This window comes from Streptomyces sp. NPDC017979 (genome assembly GCF_044328175.1).
Lineage (GTDB): Bacteria > Actinomycetota > Actinomycetes > Streptomycetales > Streptomycetaceae > Streptomyces.
In genome coordinates this window covers 302,235-319,607 of the sequence record NZ_JBIRGU010000007.1, presented here as the reverse complement: position 1 = coordinate 319,607, position 17,373 = coordinate 302,235, and the positions used below count along the sequence as shown (strand labels likewise).

13 protein-coding genes are annotated in these 17,373 nt (G+C 72.9%); 8 read left to right on the top strand and 5 right to left on the bottom strand.

Annotated features, from left to right (window positions below; all coding sequences use genetic code 11):
- Positions 1 to 101 precede the first annotated feature (101 nt).
- Together ACH4E8_RS20905 and ACH4E8_RS20900 are read right to left on the bottom strand one after the other, a co-directional pair.
- Entirely contained in the window at positions 102 to 950 is an 849-nt protein-coding gene (locus tag ACH4E8_RS20905; protein ID WP_398450262.1) for an ABC transporter permease, read from the bottom strand.
- The gene (locus ACH4E8_RS20900; protein WP_398450260.1) at positions 947 to 1,858 is read right to left on the bottom strand and encodes an ATP-binding cassette domain-containing protein; all 912 of its coding nucleotides are present in this window, start codon (positions 1,856 to 1,858) and stop codon (positions 947 to 949) included. Before ACH4E8_RS20900 ends, ACH4E8_RS20905 begins: the two co-directional genes overlap by 4 nt.
- A 133-nt stretch (positions 1,859 to 1,991) precedes the next feature.
- Between ACH4E8_RS20900 and ACH4E8_RS20895 the strand changes: the two genes are divergently transcribed.
- Together ACH4E8_RS20895 and ACH4E8_RS20890 are read left to right on the top strand one after the other, a co-directional pair.
- Positions 1,992 to 3,224 carry a sensor histidine kinase gene (locus ACH4E8_RS20895; protein ID WP_398450258.1) on the top strand — a complete coding sequence of 411 codons (1,233 nt, stop codon included), beginning with the start codon at positions 1,992 to 1,994 and terminating at the stop codon, positions 3,222 to 3,224.
- Positions 3,221 to 3,886: a response regulator gene (locus ACH4E8_RS20890; protein WP_398450256.1), complete on the top strand. Its 666-nt coding sequence runs from the start codon at positions 3,221 to 3,223 to the stop codon at positions 3,884 to 3,886. Before ACH4E8_RS20895 ends, ACH4E8_RS20890 begins: the two co-directional genes overlap by 4 nt.
- An 18-nt stretch (positions 3,887 to 3,904) precedes the next feature.
- Here the strand turns inward: ACH4E8_RS20890 and ACH4E8_RS20885 are convergent, their stop codons facing one another.
- The 3 genes from ACH4E8_RS20885 to ACH4E8_RS20875 all read right to left on the bottom strand — a co-directional run bounded on the left by ACH4E8_RS20885 (position 3,905) and on the right by ACH4E8_RS20875 (position 8,787).
- Positions 3,905 to 4,807 carry an RNA polymerase sigma-70 factor gene (locus ACH4E8_RS20885; RefSeq protein ID WP_398450328.1) on the bottom strand — a complete coding sequence of 301 codons (903 nt, stop codon included), beginning with the start codon at positions 4,805 to 4,807 and terminating at the stop codon, positions 3,905 to 3,907.
- A gap of 60 nt (positions 4,808 to 4,867) precedes the next feature.
- Positions 4,868 to 6,097, bottom strand: coding sequence for an MFS transporter (locus tag ACH4E8_RS20880; protein WP_398450326.1), 1,230 nt, complete (start codon positions 6,095 to 6,097; stop codon positions 4,868 to 4,870).
- 215 nt (positions 6,098 to 6,312) lie between these two features.
- Positions 6,313 to 8,787: a SpoIIE family protein phosphatase gene (locus tag ACH4E8_RS20875; RefSeq protein ID WP_398450254.1), complete on the bottom strand. Its 2,475-nt coding sequence runs from the start codon at positions 8,785 to 8,787 to the stop codon at positions 6,313 to 6,315.
- Between the two features lie 469 nt (positions 8,788 to 9,256).
- Here ACH4E8_RS20875 and ACH4E8_RS20870 point away from each other — a divergent pair, with 469 nt between their 5' ends.
- The 6 genes from ACH4E8_RS20870 to ACH4E8_RS20845 all read left to right on the top strand — a co-directional run bounded on the left by ACH4E8_RS20870 (position 9,257) and on the right by ACH4E8_RS20845 (position 17,348).
- Positions 9,257 to 10,315, top strand: a complete 1,059-nt coding sequence (locus ACH4E8_RS20870; RefSeq protein WP_398450252.1) for a LacI family DNA-binding transcriptional regulator — start codon at positions 9,257 to 9,259, stop codon at positions 10,313 to 10,315.
- Positions 10,316 to 10,677: 362 nt separating this feature from the next.
- Entirely contained in the window at positions 10,678 to 11,919 is a 1,242-nt protein-coding gene (locus ACH4E8_RS20865) for a sugar ABC transporter substrate-binding protein (protein WP_398450250.1), read from the top strand.
- Positions 11,920 to 11,922: 3 nt separating this feature from the next.
- Positions 11,923 to 12,888, top strand: coding sequence for a carbohydrate ABC transporter permease (locus tag ACH4E8_RS20860; RefSeq protein WP_398450248.1), 966 nt, complete (start codon positions 11,923 to 11,925; stop codon positions 12,886 to 12,888).
- On the top strand, positions 12,885 to 13,793 hold the full coding sequence (locus ACH4E8_RS20855; protein WP_398450246.1) for a carbohydrate ABC transporter permease: 909 nt from the start codon (positions 12,885 to 12,887) through the stop codon (positions 13,791 to 13,793). The genes ACH4E8_RS20860 and ACH4E8_RS20855 overlap by 4 nt, the downstream gene beginning before the upstream one ends.
- 105 nt (positions 13,794 to 13,898) lie before the next feature.
- A complete protein-coding gene (locus ACH4E8_RS20850) occupies positions 13,899 to 15,746 on the top strand; it encodes a glycoside hydrolase (RefSeq protein WP_398450244.1) in 1,848 nt (615 codons plus the stop codon).
- Between the two features lie 165 nt (positions 15,747 to 15,911).
- Entirely contained in the window at positions 15,912 to 17,348 is a 1,437-nt protein-coding gene (locus ACH4E8_RS20845) for a glucoamylase family protein (protein WP_398450242.1), read from the top strand.
- Positions 17,349 to 17,373: the final 25 nt, after the last annotated feature.

Here is a 17,373-nt window from a genome sequence, read left to right as displayed (position 1 = left end):
TTCCGCCGAGCCCGCCAGCCCGTGCCCCGGTCCGGTGCGAGGAGGCCACGTCCCCGCGCCCGTCGCCCTCGCTGCGACGCGTACGAGCACATCACGGCGCCTCACACGTCCCGGCGCCCCGCCACCCACGCCGCGAGGGCCACCGCCGCCGCGGCCCAGGCCCCGTAGACGACCCACGCCTCCGTGACCGTCAGCGGATGCTTGCCCAGGTCGTGCGCCCGGTCCGGGTTCAGCACCAGGCGCCGCCAGGCGCTGAGGGGCATGGCGTTGCCGATCTCCTTGACCCAGCGGTGGCGTTCGCCCTGGAAGAGCGCCGGCAGGAGCAGCAGCAGCGCCACCACCGCGCCGACGGAGCCCGCTGCGTGCCGGACGACGGCGCCCACCGCCATGCCCACCAGCGCGCACAGCGGCGCCAGCAGGGCGCCGGCCGTCATGGCGCGCAGCGCGCCCGGATCACCCGGGGACAGACCGCCGTGGTCCCGCAGCACCCACTGCGTGAGACCGAAGGACGCGCCCGAGACGACGGCGCCGAAGACCAGGAGTACCGCCGACACCACGAGCACCTTGGCCACGACGACCGCCCGTCGATCGGGCACCGCGGCGAACGTCGTACGGATCAGACCGCTGGCGTACTCGCCGAAGACCGCCGCCCCGCCGACCGCTGCCGCGAGGACCATCAGCAACTGCCAGGCGGGATCGACGAACGCGGTGTGCAGCGGGTCGAACACCATCTCGGGGCGGGCCGCGACCCCCGGCCGCTCCGGCGGTTGCGCCGACTGCTGCGCCAGCCGGTCAGCGTTGGAGACGGCCGCGTTCACATTGATGCCGAGCACCGTCAGCGCACCGAGGCCGAGCACCCAGGCGGTGGAGCGCAGCGACCAGAGCTTGATCCACTCGGCGGCGAAGAGCTGCCGCAACCGTACGGGCTCCGTGTTCACGACGAGGGTCATCGCACGGCTCCCGCGGAGTGTTCGACGCTGTCCGCGGTGAGGTGCAGGAACGCCTCCTCCAAGGAGGCCGAGCGCGGGGTGAGTTCGTACAGCCGCACCCCGTGTGCGAAGGCGAGTTCCCCGATGCGTTCCGCGGCCAGGCCCGTCACCGTTGACGACCCGTCGCCCTCCGCCCGTACCGTCGCGCCCGCGCGCACCAGCAGCTCGGACAGGACGTCGGCGTCCGGCGTGCGCACGCCCACCCGCAGCGGAGTGCTGCGGGCCGCGAACTCCCGCAGCCCTTCGGCCGCGATGAGCCGACCGCGACCGACGACGACCAGGTCCTCCGCGGTCTGTTCCATCTCCCGCATCAGATGGCTGGAGACGAGCACGGTGCGGCCCTGCGCCGCCAACTGCCCAAAGAGGCCGCGGACCCAGAGCACGCCCTCGGGGTCGAGGCCGTTGAGCGGTTCGTCGAAGAGGAGGACGGGCGGATCGCCGAGCAGGGCGGCGGCGATGCCGAGCCGCTGCTTCATGCCCAGCGAGAAGCCGCCGATCCGTCGGCCGGCCGCGTTCGCCAGGCCCACCTGCGCCAGCACCACGGCGACCCGGTCGCGCGGCAGGCCGTTGCCGACCGCCAGCGCCGTGAGGTGGGCCCGGGCGCTCCGACCGCCGTGCACGTCGTGGGCGTCGAGGAGGGCGCCGACGTGCCGCAGCCCGCGGGGGCGGCTGCCGAACGGCCGCCCGTCGACGGTGACGCTGCCGCTCGTCGGCCGGTTCAGTCCGAGGACCATCCGCAGCGTGGTCGTCTTCCCGGCGCCGTTGGGGCCCAGGAACCCGGTGACCACACCCGGGCGGACGGTGAAGGACAGCCGGTCGACGGCGCTGACCCGCCCGTAGTTCTTGGTGAGTTCGGTTGCTTCGATCACGGACCCCACGCTGCCGGTGCACGACCCGTTCCGGCATCGGGCCGCCGGCGGCAAACGGGCTGCCGTGGTGGCCCGCAGGCGTACGCCCCGGGGCCCATGCCCAAGCCTGGGCCGCCTGCCTATGATCGGGCGCATGAATGCCCCGCCGGACGCTCCGCGGTCGCCCGTCGTCGAGGTCCTGGCCTGGTGCTCGGGGATCGCGTACGTCGCCCTGCTGTACGTCGTCGCGCTCAACGACGGCCGCGACCTGACCGGGCTGCGCCTGTTGCCGGCCGCCCTCCTCGCCGTCCTCCTGCTGCCCCTGGTGCTCCGTCGGCCCGCGGGCGCGCTCGCGCTGCTGCTCGTCGCCTCCTTCGCGGCGACCGTGCTCACGGACTCGACCATGGCCGCGGGCCAGCACGTCATGGGCGTCGGGCCGGCCGCGCCGACGCAGGCGTGGCAGATCGCGTTCCTCCAAGCGGTCCTCACCGATCTCGCCGTGGGCCGGATCGCCGCCGTCGGCCCGCGCCTGACCGCGGCCCTCGCGGCGTCGGCGGCGCTCGGCGCACAGGTCCTCGGTGCCAGCTACTACCGGGAGGGCTCTTCTTCCTTCCTCGCCACCTCCGCGTTCCTCGCCCTGATGGTCCTCACCGCCTGGACCGTAGGCCGCTCCGTCGACGAACGCCGCCGGCACGCGGCCGACCTGCGCGAGCGCACCGCCGCGCAGGCCGTGGTCGCCGAGCGGCTGCGGATCGCCCGCGAGCTGCACGACGCGGTGGCCCACAGCATCGGCGTCATCGCCATCCAGGCGGGGGTGGGGCGGCGCGTCATCGACACCCAGCCCGCGGAGGCCCGTAACGCGCTCGCCGCCATCGAGGACACCAGCCGGGACACCCTGGCGGGTCTGCGGCGGATGCTCGGCGCGCTACGGGAGGCGGAGCTCACGGACCGGGGCGGTGACGCACCGCTCGGACCCGCACCCGAACTCGCCGACGTCGAAGGGCTGGTGGCGCGCAGTGAGGCCACCGGCCTGCGGGTGGACGTCGAGTGGCGCGGCGAACGGCGCCCACTGCCGACGGAGTTCGAACTGTCCGGGTACCGCATCATCCAGGAGGCGATCACCAATGTGGTCCGTCACTCGGGCGCGGACGCCTGCCGGGTCACCGTCGACTACGGGGGAGACGACCTCCGCATCGAGGTCACCGACGAGGGCCGCGGCTCGATCGGGCTGCCCGGTGCGGCCGGCTACGGACTGACGGGCATGCGGGAGCGGGCGGCGCTGCTGCACGGCGAGTTCACCGCCGGACCGCGCCCCGAAGGCGGCTTCCGCGTGGCGGTGCGGCTCCCGCTCCCGCTGCCGGTGCCGGTGTCGGTGGCGGTCGCATGATCCGGGTCCTGCTCACCGACGACCAGCCGCTCGTCCGGCACGGGCTGCGGGTCCTGATCGCCGACCGCCCCGGGCTGGACGTGGTCGGCGAAGCGGCCGACGGCGCGGAGGCCGTACGGCTCGCGGCCCGCCTCGCACCGGACGTCGTCGTGATGGACATCCGGATGCCCGGGATGGACGGCATCGAGGCCACCCGACGGATCACCGCTGCCCCCGCACCCCCCAAGGTGCTGATCCTCACCACCTTCGACGACGACGAGTACGTCTACGGGGCGCTGCGCGCCGGCGCGAGCGGCTTCCTCGTCAAGGACATGGACATGGACCAGATCCTCGCCGCGGTGGAGGTGGTCGCCGCCGGCGACGGCCTCCTCGCGCCGAAGGTGACCGGCCGGCTGATCGCGGAGTTCGCGGCCCGCCCCCGGGCCGCCGCGCCCGAACCGACCCCGGTGGAGGGCGTCACCGCCCGCGAACGGGAAGTCCTCACCCTGGTCGGCGGCGGCCTGTCCAACGGGGAGATCGCCGCCCTGCTGCACATCAGCCCGGCCACCGCCAAGGCCCACGTCAGCCGGCTGCTGACCAAGCTGACCGCCCGCGATCGGGTGCAACTCGTCATTGCTGCCTACGAGTTGGGTCTCGTCACACCCACCCGCGGGTCCGGCTGACCTTCCCGGCCGGGCGGTTCACCACCCGTCGGGCAGCCCGGCGACGTACGGCGCCAGCTTCGCCGGACTGATGATCCACATGATGCGTTCGACGCCGCGCTCCGACGCGTCGACGCACAGCAGGGCCACGGCCCGGCCGCCCTTCGAGACGAGGGCCGCGGGCAGGCCGTTGGCCTCCACCCGGCGGACGTCTGCCCCGGCCCAGAAGCGCGGGGCGAACGCCGCGAGGTAGCGCGACACCCGCGCCCGCCCGACGACCGGGAACCTCGACGCGCCGCGCGCCCCGCCGCCGTCGGAGTAGCTGACCACGTCCTCGGCGAGGACCTCTTCGAGCACCGCCAGGTCACCCGTCCGCGCGGCGGCGAGGAACACCTCCAACAACCGCTGGTGCGCGGCCCGACCCACCGGCTCCCCGCGCGGCACCGACAGGTGCCGACGGGCCCGGCTCACCGACTGGCGCGCGTTGGCCTCGCTCGTCTCAAGGATCTGCGCGATCCGCCCGTACGGGTAGTCGAAGGCTTCCCGCAGGACGTACGCGGCCCGCTCCACCGGATTCAGCCGCTCCAGGAGGTGCAGCACCGCCAAGGTCAGCGCCTCCGCCCGCTCCGCACCCACCTGGGGATCGGCGCCGGTGTCGATCGGCTCCGGCAGCCACGGCCCGACGTACGACTCCCGCCGCACCCGGGCGGAGGTCGCGACGTTGATCGCCAGCCGGGTGGTGACGGTGGTGAGGAACGCGACGGGCTCGCGCACCCCGGCACGGTCGGCGCCCTGCCACCGCAACCACGCCTCCTGGACGACGTCCTCGGCCTCCACCGCGCTGCCGAGCACGCGGTACGCGATGCCGAACAGCCGGGGACGGACGGCGACGAACTCCTGCGCCGCCCGGTCCAGGGAGTCCGCCTTCTCGCCCGCCCGCATCGTCGTCCTCCAGTCGGTGGACCTCATGCTACAAGTCACCGACAAGCCGCCGACGTGGCCCTACGGGTTCGCCGGCGGCCGTGCGGCGGCGCCCGCCAGCGCCCCGGCGACCGCCAGATAGGGCAGCGCGAACAGCGCGAACAGCACGCCGTGCGCCGTCTGCCCGGAGGCCGCCCCGTACACCGCGTACACCAGCAGCGTCGTCACCTCGGTCCCGAGGCCCGCGAGCGAGGTGACCGTCGCCCGGCTCGGACCGGACAACGCCTCCTGGAGCCGGGCGTCGGCGACCACGTCGGCCAGTTGGAAGACCGCGAACGCCACCGCCAGCAGCACGAACCCCCAGGGCGAGCCGGTGAGCGCGCCCACTGCCATCAGCCCGGCCGCGACCGACAACAGGGCGGCGGTGCGGCGCGCCGACAACCCCTCGGCGCGGGCCGCGAGCAGCCCGCCGAGCGCCACGCCCGCGTACACCACCAGCACGAGCAGCGGCACGTCCGGCGTCGCCGCGCCCGTCGCGGCGGCCAGCAGCGGCACGTACTCGTCCAACGAACCCCACACAGTCGACAGCACCACCACGGTCAACAGCGCCCGGCGCACCGCGGAGCTGCGGCGCACCTCGGCGAGGCCGGACCGCAGCACCGCGCCGTACCCCGGCTCCGGATCCTCCGGGTCCGCGGCCCGGGCCTCACGGTGCTCCGGCAGGCACGCCGCCACCAGCGCGCACAGCAGGCACGCGGCCACGCTCGCGACCCCGAGCGCCGCGAAGCCCCCCGCGCCGAACACCGGCGCGGCCGCAGCGGTGGCGACCGCCGTCGCCACGGTGGCGATCGCCGCCGAGCGGCCCATCAGCCGGGCGTACCGGTCGGTGGCGTCCAGCCGCGCCAACTCCTCGTACACCAGCGCCTCCAGCGCACCCGACGCCAGCGCCCCGCCCAGGCCCCACAGCACGAAACCGGCGGCGAACGCCGGGTACGACGGCGCGGCCACCCACAGGGCGAAGCCGGCGCCCGTCAGCAGCGGACCGGTCACCAGCGCCGAGCGCCGCGACACGGCGTCCGCCCAGACGCCCGACGGCACCTCGGCCAGCAGGGAGGTGAGCGACCAGATGACGAAGAGCGAGGAGATCTCGGCGGTGCTCAGCCCGTGTTCGGCGAAGAGCAGCGCGTAGACGGGGTAGAGCAAAACCAGGTCCCGCAACCCGCAGTGGGCGAGCAGCCGGCGCTGCAAGCGCCGTAGGGAGCGGTCGCGTTCGCTCACGGGCGCGCGCGGGGGCAGGGCGGTACGACGGATGGGCACGACGAAGTCCTCCGGACGGGAAGCGGGCAGGGGGCGGGGGAGCGCCCTGCCGGCGGAGCCCGGGCGCGTGCGCCACCGGCTCCGCTGATGCCCTCCGGTCCGGACGGGTCCTCAGCGCGGGATCACGGTCGTCGTCGCATGGCGACGAGTGTAGGCGCCCGGGCCGAACCCGGGCCCGAGCCGCCGCTGCCGTCGGGAGTGCGGACGCGTCAGGAAGCCGCGTCCGCAGGGGCGACGGGCAGCTCCGCCCACACCTGCTTCCCGCCCGCGAACGGGACCGAGCCGTACGCCGTGGCCAGCGCCTGCACGATCACCAGACCGCGGCCCCCGGTCGCGTCCAGGTCCAGCGCCGTCGACCGGACCGGAGCCCTGGGGGACGAGTCGTTGACCGCGATCCGCAACCGCCGCCCGGTCAGCGTCAGATCGAGCCGCACCTGACCGCGGGTGTGCAGGACCGCGTTGGTCACCAACTCGGAGACGATGAGCTGCGCGGTGTCCACGTCGACCCCCGCACCCCAGGAGCGCAGCGTGCGGGCGGTGAAGCGACGGGCGTGCACGATCGCGTCCGGCAGCCGCCACACCGCCCACTGGGCCCGCAGCGGACGGGAGGCCGTCCCGTCGTACCGCAACAGCAGCAGCGCCACGTCGTCGTCGCGGCTGTCCACGTTCCCCAGCAGGTCGTCGGCCATCCGCCCGATGTCCGTCGGATCGGCGGCGGAGAACAGCGTCCGCAGCCGCTGCACGCCGTCGTCCAACGGGAGGCCGGACGCCTCCACCAGCCCGTCCGTCAACAGGGCGAGCACGCCTCCGGGCGCGAGCCTCGCCTCGGTCATGGGGAAGCGGGCGTCCGGCAGGACGCCCAGCGGCGGCCCGCCGCGCACGGCTATCTCATCGGTGACGCCCCCGGGCCGTCTGACCAGCGGCGCTATGTGGCCCGCCCGGACCAGGAGGGCCGCGCCCTCCTCCATGTCCAGGTCGACGTAGCAACAGGTCGCGAAGAGGTCGGTCTCCATGCCGGTCAGCAACCGGTTGGCGAGGCTCATCACCACGTCGGGCGGGTGGCCCTCGACCGCGTACGCCCTGATGGCGGTGCGCATCTGCCCCATGATGGTGGCCGCCTCCGCGCTGTGCCCCTGCACGTCGCCGATGACCAGCGCGACATGGCTGTCCGACAGCGGAATGACGTCGTACCAGTCGCCGCCGACCTCCAGGCCCACGGTCGCCGGCAGATAGCGGGCCACGGCCTGGCCCCCGGGCAGCCGCGGCAGCTTGCGCGGCAGCAGGCTCCGCTGGAGCGTGCGGGCCAACTCGTGCCGGGCGTCGAGGGCGTGCGCGCGCATCAGTGCCTGCCCCACCAGGCTCGCCGTCGCCGTCAGGAGGGACCGCTCCTCCGGCTCGAACCGGTGCTCCTCGTCCCAGCCGACCAGGCACACGCCCACCATCCGGCCGTCGGCTTGGAGCGGGAGTATCGCGAGCCCGCCCGGCCCGATGTGGGTGAGGTCGGGCTCCAGGTCCGCGCCCGGCAGCCAGACCGTGACCGTGCCCTCCCGCAGGGCGCGCGCGAGGGTGGGCAGGGCGCTGCGGGCCGCGTCCGGCCACTCCGAGTGCCATTCGGACCGCCACAGCGCCGGCCAGGCGTCCGGGTCCGACGGGTCGAGGATCGTCACGAACAGCCGCTCCGACTCGACCTCGGCGACCGCCACCCGGCTGGCGCTGAGCGGCTCGCGCAGCGCCGCCACCACCACCTCGCTGACGTCGCGCACGGTCGTCGCCCCGGCCAACTCGGCGGAGAGCCACTGCACCCGGGAGACCTCGTCGGCGCTGGGCCGCAGATAGGAGGCGTCGGCGAGGACGCCCAGCATCCGGCGGGGCGTGCCGTCGGCGGCGGGCAGGATCCGACAGCGCAGCCCCAGCCAGCGCAGCTCGCCGTTGAGACAGCGGATGCGGAACGCGAGTTGGTGCTCGCGGGAGGTCCACAGCCCCGGCTCCACCACGGACATCAGCGCCGGCACGTCGTCCGGGACGGCGCAGGCGACCAGCGTGGCGGCCCGGCCGTCGAACTCGCCGGGCGGCAGCCCGAGCAGGTCCAGCACCTGCTCGTCCGCCGTCATCGCGCCGGTCGCGAGGTCCAGGGTGAACGCGCCGCTGCGCAGCGGCAGCAGCCCGGTGCCGCGGTCGGGGCGGGGGGTGCGGCGCCGGGTGACCTCGTACGCCTCGATCCCGGCGGCCACCTGGTCCGCGTACAGCTCCAGCAGATGGCGGCGGTCCGCGTCGAAGCCGTCGGGCGCCACGCCCGCGAACACCAGCGCGCCGCGCCGGCTCGCGTGCCCGCCGAGCGGGAGGACCGCCAGTGACGAGCCGGGCGGCCAGCCCTTGGCGAGGTCCCGCAGTTCGGTGTCGGCGGCCGGATGACGCTCGCCCTCGGCGCTGTGGTCCAAGGGGCCGTCGGAGTCGAGGCGCGCGGTCACGTCGGGCAGGGAGGTGGGGTCGAGCCAGCGCGCCTTGCCCGTGCGGAACGATTCAGCAACCGGGGAGCGGCTGGCGAGGGGGACGGCGGGCGGCATCTCGTACTCTGCTTCGGGGCCGTCGACGGTCTCGGCCAGCTCAAGCCGGTCGCCGTGTTCGCCTAAGAGGTAGACGCCTGCGAAGTCCGTTCCGCAGAACGCAAAGTGTTGCCTGGTCAAGGCCCGAATCGCCCCCAAGAAGCCGTGGCCGTGCGCAGTGGTTCAGGGCAAGGGGCGAGCCGGGGACGGCTGAGATGCGGCCCTCGCCGTGGCCGCCCACTCTATGGTGCGGAGGCCGGGAGGGAAGGGCGATGGCCCGGCGCAGGCCGCACGGAGATCGCGGGGGCGCGGGATCCGGACGTCCCGCACGGTCGTCGCGGGGTGGGGCGTACGGGCGTGCTGCCTGGCCAGGGGCGTTGTGCGCCCGTTGCACGGGGCACCTACGGACGGTGGATCGAGGCGTCCACGGCTGCCGAACCTGACCGTACGCGACAACAGGATGGCCAAAAAGCGCCGTATCGACGGGCTGATATGCGGCGCCGCCCGGGGTCGCCCTTGCTCTGGCGCAGCCGGTCGACCTAGGGTGAATGCGCTTTCATAGTGCATCAGCAAACGCATCACGAGACAGAAGAAGCGGACGGTCGGTCGGGTGAGCGCCCCCACTGTGTACGACGTCGCCGAGAAGTCGGGCGTCTCCATCGCGACGGTGTCGCGGGTCTATCGGAACCCCGACTCCGTGCGCGCCCAGACCCGGGACCGCGTCCTGGAGGCCGCCCGGGAACTCGGATACGTGCCGAGCGGCAGCGCCCGGGGGCTCGCCAGCCGGTCGACCGGCGTCCTCGGCCTGTGCTTCCCCGACTACGCCGACCCGGACGCGGAGACGGACGCCGTCGACGACGACGCCGCCGTCCTCTACTCGGACCAGATCATCCGCGGCATGGAGCGCGCGGCGCGCCGCCACGGGTACGCCCTGCTGATCGCCGCCTCCCTGGAGGGCGGGCCGCGCAGCCTGGTGGAGCAGGTCGCCGGGCGGGTCGACGCCTTCGCGGTGCTCGCGCGCACCGTCCCCACCGAGGACCTGGAGGTCATCTCGCGCCGACTGCCGGTCGTGATGCTGGCCGGGCCGCGCGAGATCGACCACCTGGACCACATCGAGGTCGCCAACTTCGACGGCGAACGGGAACTCGCCCGCCACCTGGTGCGCGACCACCGGCTGCGCCGGCTCGCCTTCGTCGGCGGGGAGCGGGACTCGCCGGACGCCGAAGCGCGTTTCGCCGGCTTCCGCGAGGCGTGCCGGGAGGCCGGGCTCCCCGTGCCCGACGAGCCGGCCGTACGGGTGCCGATGATGACCCAGGCCGAGGGGGCGCGGGCCGCGGAATCGCTGCTGGACCGGACGGGGGAGCGCCCGCAGGCGCTGCTGTTCGCCAACGACCAGATGGCCATCGGCGCCCTGCATGCCCTGGAGCGGCGCGGGGTGCGGGTACCGGAGGACGTCGCGGTCGTGGGCTTCGACGGGATCCCGCTCGGGCGGATCGTCCGGCCGGCGCTGACGACGGTGCGCCAGCCCATGCGACGACTGGGGGAGGAGGCGGTGGACCTGCTGGTGCGACGGCTCGGGGAGCGCGACCGGGACCCGGTCTCGCTGATGCTGCCCGTCGCCCTGGTGCGCCGGGCCAGTTGCGGGTGCCCTGCGCAGGACCCCGCTTGATGTGACGCGCCCTGACGGGGCGCCCTTCGAACCACTCCCGTCCCCTCCGCCTCCTGCCCCGGCTCCGACGAGCCGGGGCAGGAGGCTTTTCCCGTCGCCCGCCCGCACGCCTTTTGCGTCGCCCGCCCGCTGCACTCCTCGGCCCGCCGGGCGGAAAAAGCGGAATTGGACACATTCACTTTCGGTTCGCAAACCTCCCGGCCTAGCGTGCGGACGTGGCGTGCAGAGATGGCGCTGCCGTTACGCAAGCGTTATCCCAAGGGTTCTTGCGAATGTCCGGGGGCTGGCGCAGGGTGATGTATGCGCTTACAGGCAGCGCATACATGACCGGCGACGTTGCCGGATGCTCAAGGAGGAGCCCCATGCACCGCACCACCGGAAAAGCCTCGGCCGCCCTCGCACTCGCGGCCGTGCTCGCCCTCTCGGCGTGTGGTGGTTCGGGCGGCTCCGACGTGGCGGCCGACGAGAAACAGACACTGACCGTCTGGGCCATGGGCACCGAGGGCGAGAAGCTCGGCGACGTCGCCGCCGCGTACCAGAAGAAGAACCCGCACATCACCGTCAAGGTGACCCCGGTCGGCTGGGACGTCGCGCACCAGAAGCTGGTCTCCGCCGCCGCGGCCGGCAAGCTGCCGGACGTGACGCAGATGGGCAGCACCTTCATGGGCGAGTTCGCCGAACTCGGCGTGCTGGAGCCGGTGGACACCGCGAAGTTCAAGAAGGACGACTTCTTCGCCGCGGCCTGGGACGGCAACGTCGTCGACGGCAAGGCGTACGGCGTCCCCTGGTACACCGAGGCCCGCGTGCTGTACTACCGCACCGACCTTGCACAGCAGGCCGGCATCACCAAGCCGCCCGCGACCTGGGCGGAGCTGTCCGCGCTCGCCACCGCGTACCAGAAGCAGGCCGACACCACCTGGGGCATCTCGCTCCAGCCCTACAACCTCGACGCCTGGCAGAACTGGCTGCCCTTCTTCTACTCGGCGGGCGGCGAACTGACGAAGGACGGCAAGCCCGCGCTCGACAGCGAGGCGGCGGTCACCGCCCTGAAGGAGTACGGCACCTACTTCGACAAGGGCCTGGCGAAGAAGAGCGTCCAGCCCGGCTACGACGTGGTGAAGGACTTCGGCAACGGCAGCGTCCCGATGTTCCTCTCCGGTCCCTGGCAGTCCACCAACATCGCCGAGAACCAGCCCGAGTTGAAGGGCAAGTGGGCCGCGGCCCCGCTGCCGGCCGGCGACTCCTCCACCTCCTGGGCGGGCGGCTCCAGCCTGGTGATCTCCAAGGACAGCAAGCACAAGGCCGCAGCCGCCGACTTCGTCGCCCACCTGAGCGAGCCGGCGACGCAGGCCGACTGGTACGAGCGCACCACCGACCTGCCGGCCAACAAGGCCGCCTGGGACCAGGGCAAGCTCGCCACCGACCCGATGGCCAAGGTCTTCCGCACCCAACTGGAGAGCGCCAAGGCCATTCCGGCGCTCGCCAAGTGGGCCGAGATCGGTTCGAAGATCGACGAGGCGATCGAGTCGGTGACCCAGGGCAAGGCCACGCCCGAGCAGGCCGCGAAGAAGATGCAGTCCGAGACCGCCCCGCTGGTGGGATGAGCCATGGGCACGGTCACCGACAAGGTCACCGAGGCCCCGCCGGGCGCGGCGCGCACCGCCGCGCCCCGGCCGGGCCCGCGACGGCGCCGCGCGGGCGTGCACCACCTGGCGGGCTGGCTGTTCTCCACGCCCTTCCTGGTGCTGTTCGCCGTCTTCATGGCGATGCCGATCGTCGCCACCCTGGTGATGAGCTTCACCGACTTCGGACTGCGCAACGTCACGGACCCGTTCTCCGCGAAGTTCGTCGGCTTCGAGAACTACACCAAGCTCTTCGAAGACGAGAAGTTCCTGAAGTCGCTCTTCAACACGGCGTACTTCGTCGTCGTCGGCGTGCCGCTGACGATCGGCGCCGGACTGCTCATCGCGGTCCTGCTGAACAACGGCATCGACCGGATGCGCACCTTCTTCCGGATCGGCTTCTACGCCCCCGTCGTCACCAGCATCGTGGCGATCGCGGTCGTCTGGCGCTTCGTCCTCGACCCGGCCGACGGCCTGATCGCCGGCGTCTTCGCCGAGTTCGGCGCGAGCGCGCCGGACTTCCTCGGGTCCGAGACCCTGGCGATGCCCTCCCTGATCACCATGGCGATCTGGCGCAACCTCGGCACCGTCATGGTGCTGTTCATCGCCGGTCTCCAGGCCATCCCCACCGAGGTGCGGGAGGCGGCCCGACTGGACGGCGCCGGAGCGTGGCACGAGTTCCGCGCCATCACGGTGCCCCTGCTGCGGCCCACGCTGCTGTACGCCACCGTCATCACCACCATCGGCTACCTCAACGTCTTCGAGGAGCCGTTCGTGATGACCAACGGAGGGCCCTCCAACAGCACCCTCACCGTCTCCCTGAACATGTACCGGGAGGGCTTCAGCTTCTTCCACATGGGTTACGCGAGCGCCATGGCGTACGTGCTGTTCGTGGTGATCATGGGGGTCACGGTGCTCCAGCTGCGTCTGCTGAAGGACAACACGAAATGAGCGGCACCGCACCGATGAAGACGCCCGTCAAGCAGTCGACGCAGGGGACGCCGCCGACGCAGCCCGTGCCGCGGCGGGCGGGGGAGCGGCTGAAGAAGCCCGCCGCCTACCTGCTGCTCGGCGTGGGGCTGGTCCTGATGGCCGCTCCCTTCCTGTGGATGGCGCTCTCCGCCTTCAAGACCAAGCCGGAGCTGGCCGCCAGCCCGCCGGTGTGGATCCCCACCGAGTGGACCCTGTCGAACTTCCGCGACCTGCTCGACCTGCTCGACCTGCCGAAGTACTTCCTCAACTCCGTCGTCGTCGCCACCTTGGTCACCGTCTCGAACCTGGTGTTCTGCTCGATGCTCGGCTACGCCCTGGCGAAGCTGGAGTTCGCCGGTCGCAACAAGGTCTTCGGCCTGGTGCTCGGTGCGCTGATGGTGCCCGGCAACCTGATGCTGCTGCCGCTGTTCGTGCTGATGAGCAAGATGCAGCTGATCGACTCCTACGCGGGGCTCGTGCTGCCGTTCGCCGCCGGGGCCTTCGGGGTGTTCCTGATGCGCCAGTTCATGCTCTCCGTGCCGGACGAATTGCTGGAGGCGGCCCGGTTGGACGGCGCCGGCGAGTGGTACATCTTCTGGCGGATCGTGATGCCGCTGGTGAAGCCGGCCCTGGCGACCCTGGCGATCCTCACCTTCCTCCAGTCGTGGAACAACTTCGTGTGGCCCCTGATCGCCACCAACGACCCCGACAAGTACACCCTCCCGGTGGCGCTGGCGACCTTCGCCACCGACCCGAACCGGGCCAACGGCGCCAACGGCGTCCTGATGGCCGGTTCCTTCCTGGTGGTCCTGCCCGTCCTGCTGGTCTTCGCCGTGCTCCAGCGGCACTTCACCCAGGGCATCGCCACGGCCGGTCTGAAGTAGCCCCGGCTCCTCACCCCTCGCCCTTCGCCCCCTTCGGGCACTCGGCTCCCACCCCCTCACGGCGGCGCCCGCCGCCATGCCCCTGATGAAGAGGTCTGCACTGTGATGACCGAAAAGTCCGCCGCCCACGCCGACTGGGACTCCCGCATCGGCAAGCCCAGCGACGCCCGGCTCACCGGCGCCGGGGAACTGCCCCCGCCGGGCGGGCTCATCGCCACCAGCGGCACCGGGCTCGTCCTGCTCGACTGGGAGCCCGTCGACGGCGCCATCGGCTACCTCGTCCACCGTGCCGAGGACCCCAGCGGTCCCTTCGAACCGCTGGACCACCTCGGCGGCGACGTGCTCGCCGTGCCCCACCCCCCGTACGCGGACACCCTCGTCGAGCCCGGCCGCGACTACCACTACGCGGTCGCCACCTGGTCCGACGACGGCGCCGGCGCGCTGTCCGACGTCGCGGGCGCCCGCGCCCTGAGCGCCGGCGACGAGCCGGCCGAGGTCGCCGTCGCCGTCGACGCGTCCGCGCCGACCACCGAACTGCCCCGGGTCTGGAACCGGATGATCGGCGCCGAGCACTTCTCGCTGCTCGTGTGGGACCGGCCGGGCCCCGGCGGTTCCGACGTCGCCGCCGAGTACGCCGAAGCCCTCGGCATCGTCCGGGACGAGCTGGAGGTGCGCACCGTCCGCGCCCACGGCACCTTCCTGCCGGAGACCGTCACCGTCAACGCCGACGGCTCCTTCGACTTCTCCGGCCTCGACGCCGTCTACGACCGCTTCCTCGCCACCGGCCTCAAGCCCGTGGTCGAGCTCTCCTTCATGCCGAAGGAGCTCACCGCCGACCCCGACTACACCGTCTTCGACTACAAGGCGCAGGTCTCCGTCCCCCGCGACTGGGAGCGCTGGGGCGAGCTCTGCCGGGCGCTGACCGTCCACCTCCAGGAGCGCTACGGCCGCGACGAGGTCGCCGGCTGGGAGTTCGAGGTGTGGAACGAGGCCAACCTGGAGGTCTTCTGGAACGGCACCCAGGAGGACTACCACCGCCTGTACGAGATCGCGGTCGCGGCCGTCAAGGACGTCGACGAGCGCATCCGGGTCGGCGGACCCTCCTCCGCGGCGGCCGGCTGGGTCGGCGCCCTGCTCGAACACTGCCGCAAGCACGACCTGCCCGTCGACTTCGTCTCCACCCACACCTACGGCAACGCCCCGCTGGACTTCCGCCCCATGACGCGGGCGTTCGCCGAGGCCACCGGCAAGCCGGAGCCGGAGATCCTGTGGACCGAGTGGGGCGTCACCCCCACCCACTTCCACCCGGTCAGCGACTCCGTCTTCGCCGCCCCCTTCGTCCTGCGCGGCATGAAGAGCGCCCTCTCCTCCACCGACTGCCTCGCCTACTGGGTCGCCTCCGACCAGTTCGAGGAACTGGGCTGGGCGCCCCGCCTCTTCCACGGCGGCTTCGGCCTGCTGACCGTCGGCAATCTGCGCAAGCCGCGCTTTTGGGCGCTGCGGCTGCTCACCCTGCTCGCCGGCGGGCGCATCCCGGCGCAGGTCACCGGGGACGGCGCGGACGCCCTCGTCGAGTGCCTCGCGACGCGCACGGAGGACTCCTCTTCGCTCGACGTCCTGCTGTGGAACGGCACCCTCGACCAGTCGAAGATCGCCGGGGCGTCCGCGCTGGACCGCCGCACGACGGTCACCCTCACCGGCCTTGAGCCCGGCACCGCGCACGCCGTGACCTCGCACCGGGTCGACGAGCAGCACGCCAACATCCAGGCCGTGTGGAACGAGATGGGCGGCGGCGACTGGCCCGACGACGAACAGTGGGCGGCGCTGCGCGCGGCCGACCGACTGCCCGAGGAGGACCTCGGCACCCACACCGCCGACGCCGACGGCCGCCTCACCCTCACCGTCGAGCTGCCGAACCCGGGCATCAGGCACCTGCGCGTCGCCCGCGGCTGACCGGACGCCGCACGGACGGCGGCGGGCCCGGGCCCGCCGCCGTCTCCCCAGCAGCGCGGGGGCCGTCGTAGGCTCCGAGCCGACGGCCCCCGCGCCCCCATGCCACCCCCCGCTCCACCGCGTCATCTCCACACCCCCGCATCCACCACCGGGAGCTGGACACCCATGGCACGTCTCGACCGTCGTACGCTGCTGACCGTCGCGGGAGGCGGGGCCGCAGCCCTCGCCCTGCCCGCGGTGACCGCACCGACCGCTGCCGCCGCCGACACCGCCGGTGCCCGCGGCACCCAAGGCCCCGACACCGGGCTGTTGTACACCTGGTTCCGCGACACCTACCGCTCGATCGAAGCCCTGACCACGGACTTCGGCCTCACCGCCGACAAGGCCGACCTCAGCCGGCCCGGCCGCCCCGTGCCCTCCCGCAACACCTCGCCCACCAACATCGGCTGCGGCCTGTGGTCCACCGCCGCCGCGGGCGGCCTCGGCGTCATCGACCGCCCGACCATGCACCGCCGGCTCGACCACATGGTCTCCGCGGTCGAGCAGTTGGAGCGCTTCCACGGCTTCTGGGTGAACTGGTACGACTCCTACGACGGCTCCGTCCTCACCACCTGGCCGGAGACCGGCGCCCCGGTGCGTCCCTTCCTCTCCTCCGTCGACAACGCCTGGCTCGTCGCCGGGCTGCGCATCGCCGCCGACGCCTCGCCCCGGCTCGGCAACCGGGTGCGGCGCATCCTCGCCACCGCGGACTGGTCGTACTACTACACCCCCTACGACCCCGCGGACCCGGTCAAGGGCCCGGGCCAGCTCCGCGGCGGCTTCTGGACCGACACCGGCGAACCGACCGGACACCACTACGGCGCCCTGAACACCGAGCCGCGGATGGCGAGCTACCTCGGCATCGCCGACGGTTCGCTCCCCGCCGACCACTACTGGCACCTGCTGCGCACGATGCTCCCCGAGCACGAGCAGGAGCAGTCGCCCGGCGGCTCGTACACCACCGTCGACGGCATCCGGGTCTTCAACGGCCACTACACCCACCGGGGGCGCAAGCTCGTCCCCTCCTGGGGCGGCTCCATGTTCGAGGCGCTGATGGTGCCCCTCTTCGTGCCGGAGCCCGAGTGGGCCCGTCGCTCCTGGGGGCTGACCCACCAGCGGTACGTGCGCTCCCAGATCGAGCACGGGATGGTGGAGGAGGGGTACGGCTACTGGGGGTTCTCCCCGTCCAACGTCCCCGAGGGCGGCTACCGCGAGTACGGCGTCGACGCGATCGGCATGCAGGTCGAGGGCTACCAGTCCAGCGGGGTCGTCACCCCGCACGCGGCGATGCTCGCCCTGCCCTACGCCCGCTCCGAAGCCGTTGCCAACCTCAAGGCGCTCGCCCGCGACTTCGGCGCCTACCACGACGGATACGGCTTCCGGGACTCGGTGAACGTCCGCACGGGCCGCGTCAGCGACTTCGTCCTCGCCCTCGACCAGGGCATGATCGCGGCGGCGCTCGCCCAGGAGCTGCGGCCCGGGCTGCTCCAGCGCCCCTTCCGCACCGGCGGGTTCGCCGCGCGCGTCAAGCCGCTGCTGGCCAAGGAGCGCTTCAGCATCTGAGGCGCGAACGGTACGAACGGCACGA

Coding starts and splice junctions, on each gene's coding strand:
- ACH4E8_RS20885 (WP_398450328.1), bottom strand. CDS start 4,807: ATGCGGGCGGGCGAGAAGGCGGACTCCCTGGACCGGGCGGCGCAGGAG.
- ACH4E8_RS20855 (WP_398450246.1), top strand. CDS start 12,885: ATGAGCGGCACCGCACCGATGAAGACGCCCGTCAAGCAGTCGACGCAG.
- ACH4E8_RS20865 (WP_398450250.1), top strand. CDS start 10,678: ATGCACCGCACCACCGGAAAAGCCTCGGCCGCCCTCGCACTCGCGGCC.
- ACH4E8_RS20890 (WP_398450256.1), top strand. CDS start 3,221: ATGATCCGGGTCCTGCTCACCGACGACCAGCCGCTCGTCCGGCACGGG.
- ACH4E8_RS20845 (WP_398450242.1), top strand. CDS start 15,912: ATGGCACGTCTCGACCGTCGTACGCTGCTGACCGTCGCGGGAGGCGGG.
- ACH4E8_RS20850 (WP_398450244.1), top strand. CDS start 13,899: ATGACCGAAAAGTCCGCCGCCCACGCCGACTGGGACTCCCGCATCGGC.
- ACH4E8_RS20895 (WP_398450258.1), top strand. CDS start 1,992: ATGAATGCCCCGCCGGACGCTCCGCGGTCGCCCGTCGTCGAGGTCCTG.
- ACH4E8_RS20860 (WP_398450248.1), top strand. CDS start 11,923: ATGGGCACGGTCACCGACAAGGTCACCGAGGCCCCGCCGGGCGCGGCG.
- ACH4E8_RS20905 (WP_398450262.1), bottom strand. CDS start 950: ATGACCCTCGTCGTGAACACGGAGCCCGTACGGTTGCGGCAGCTCTTC.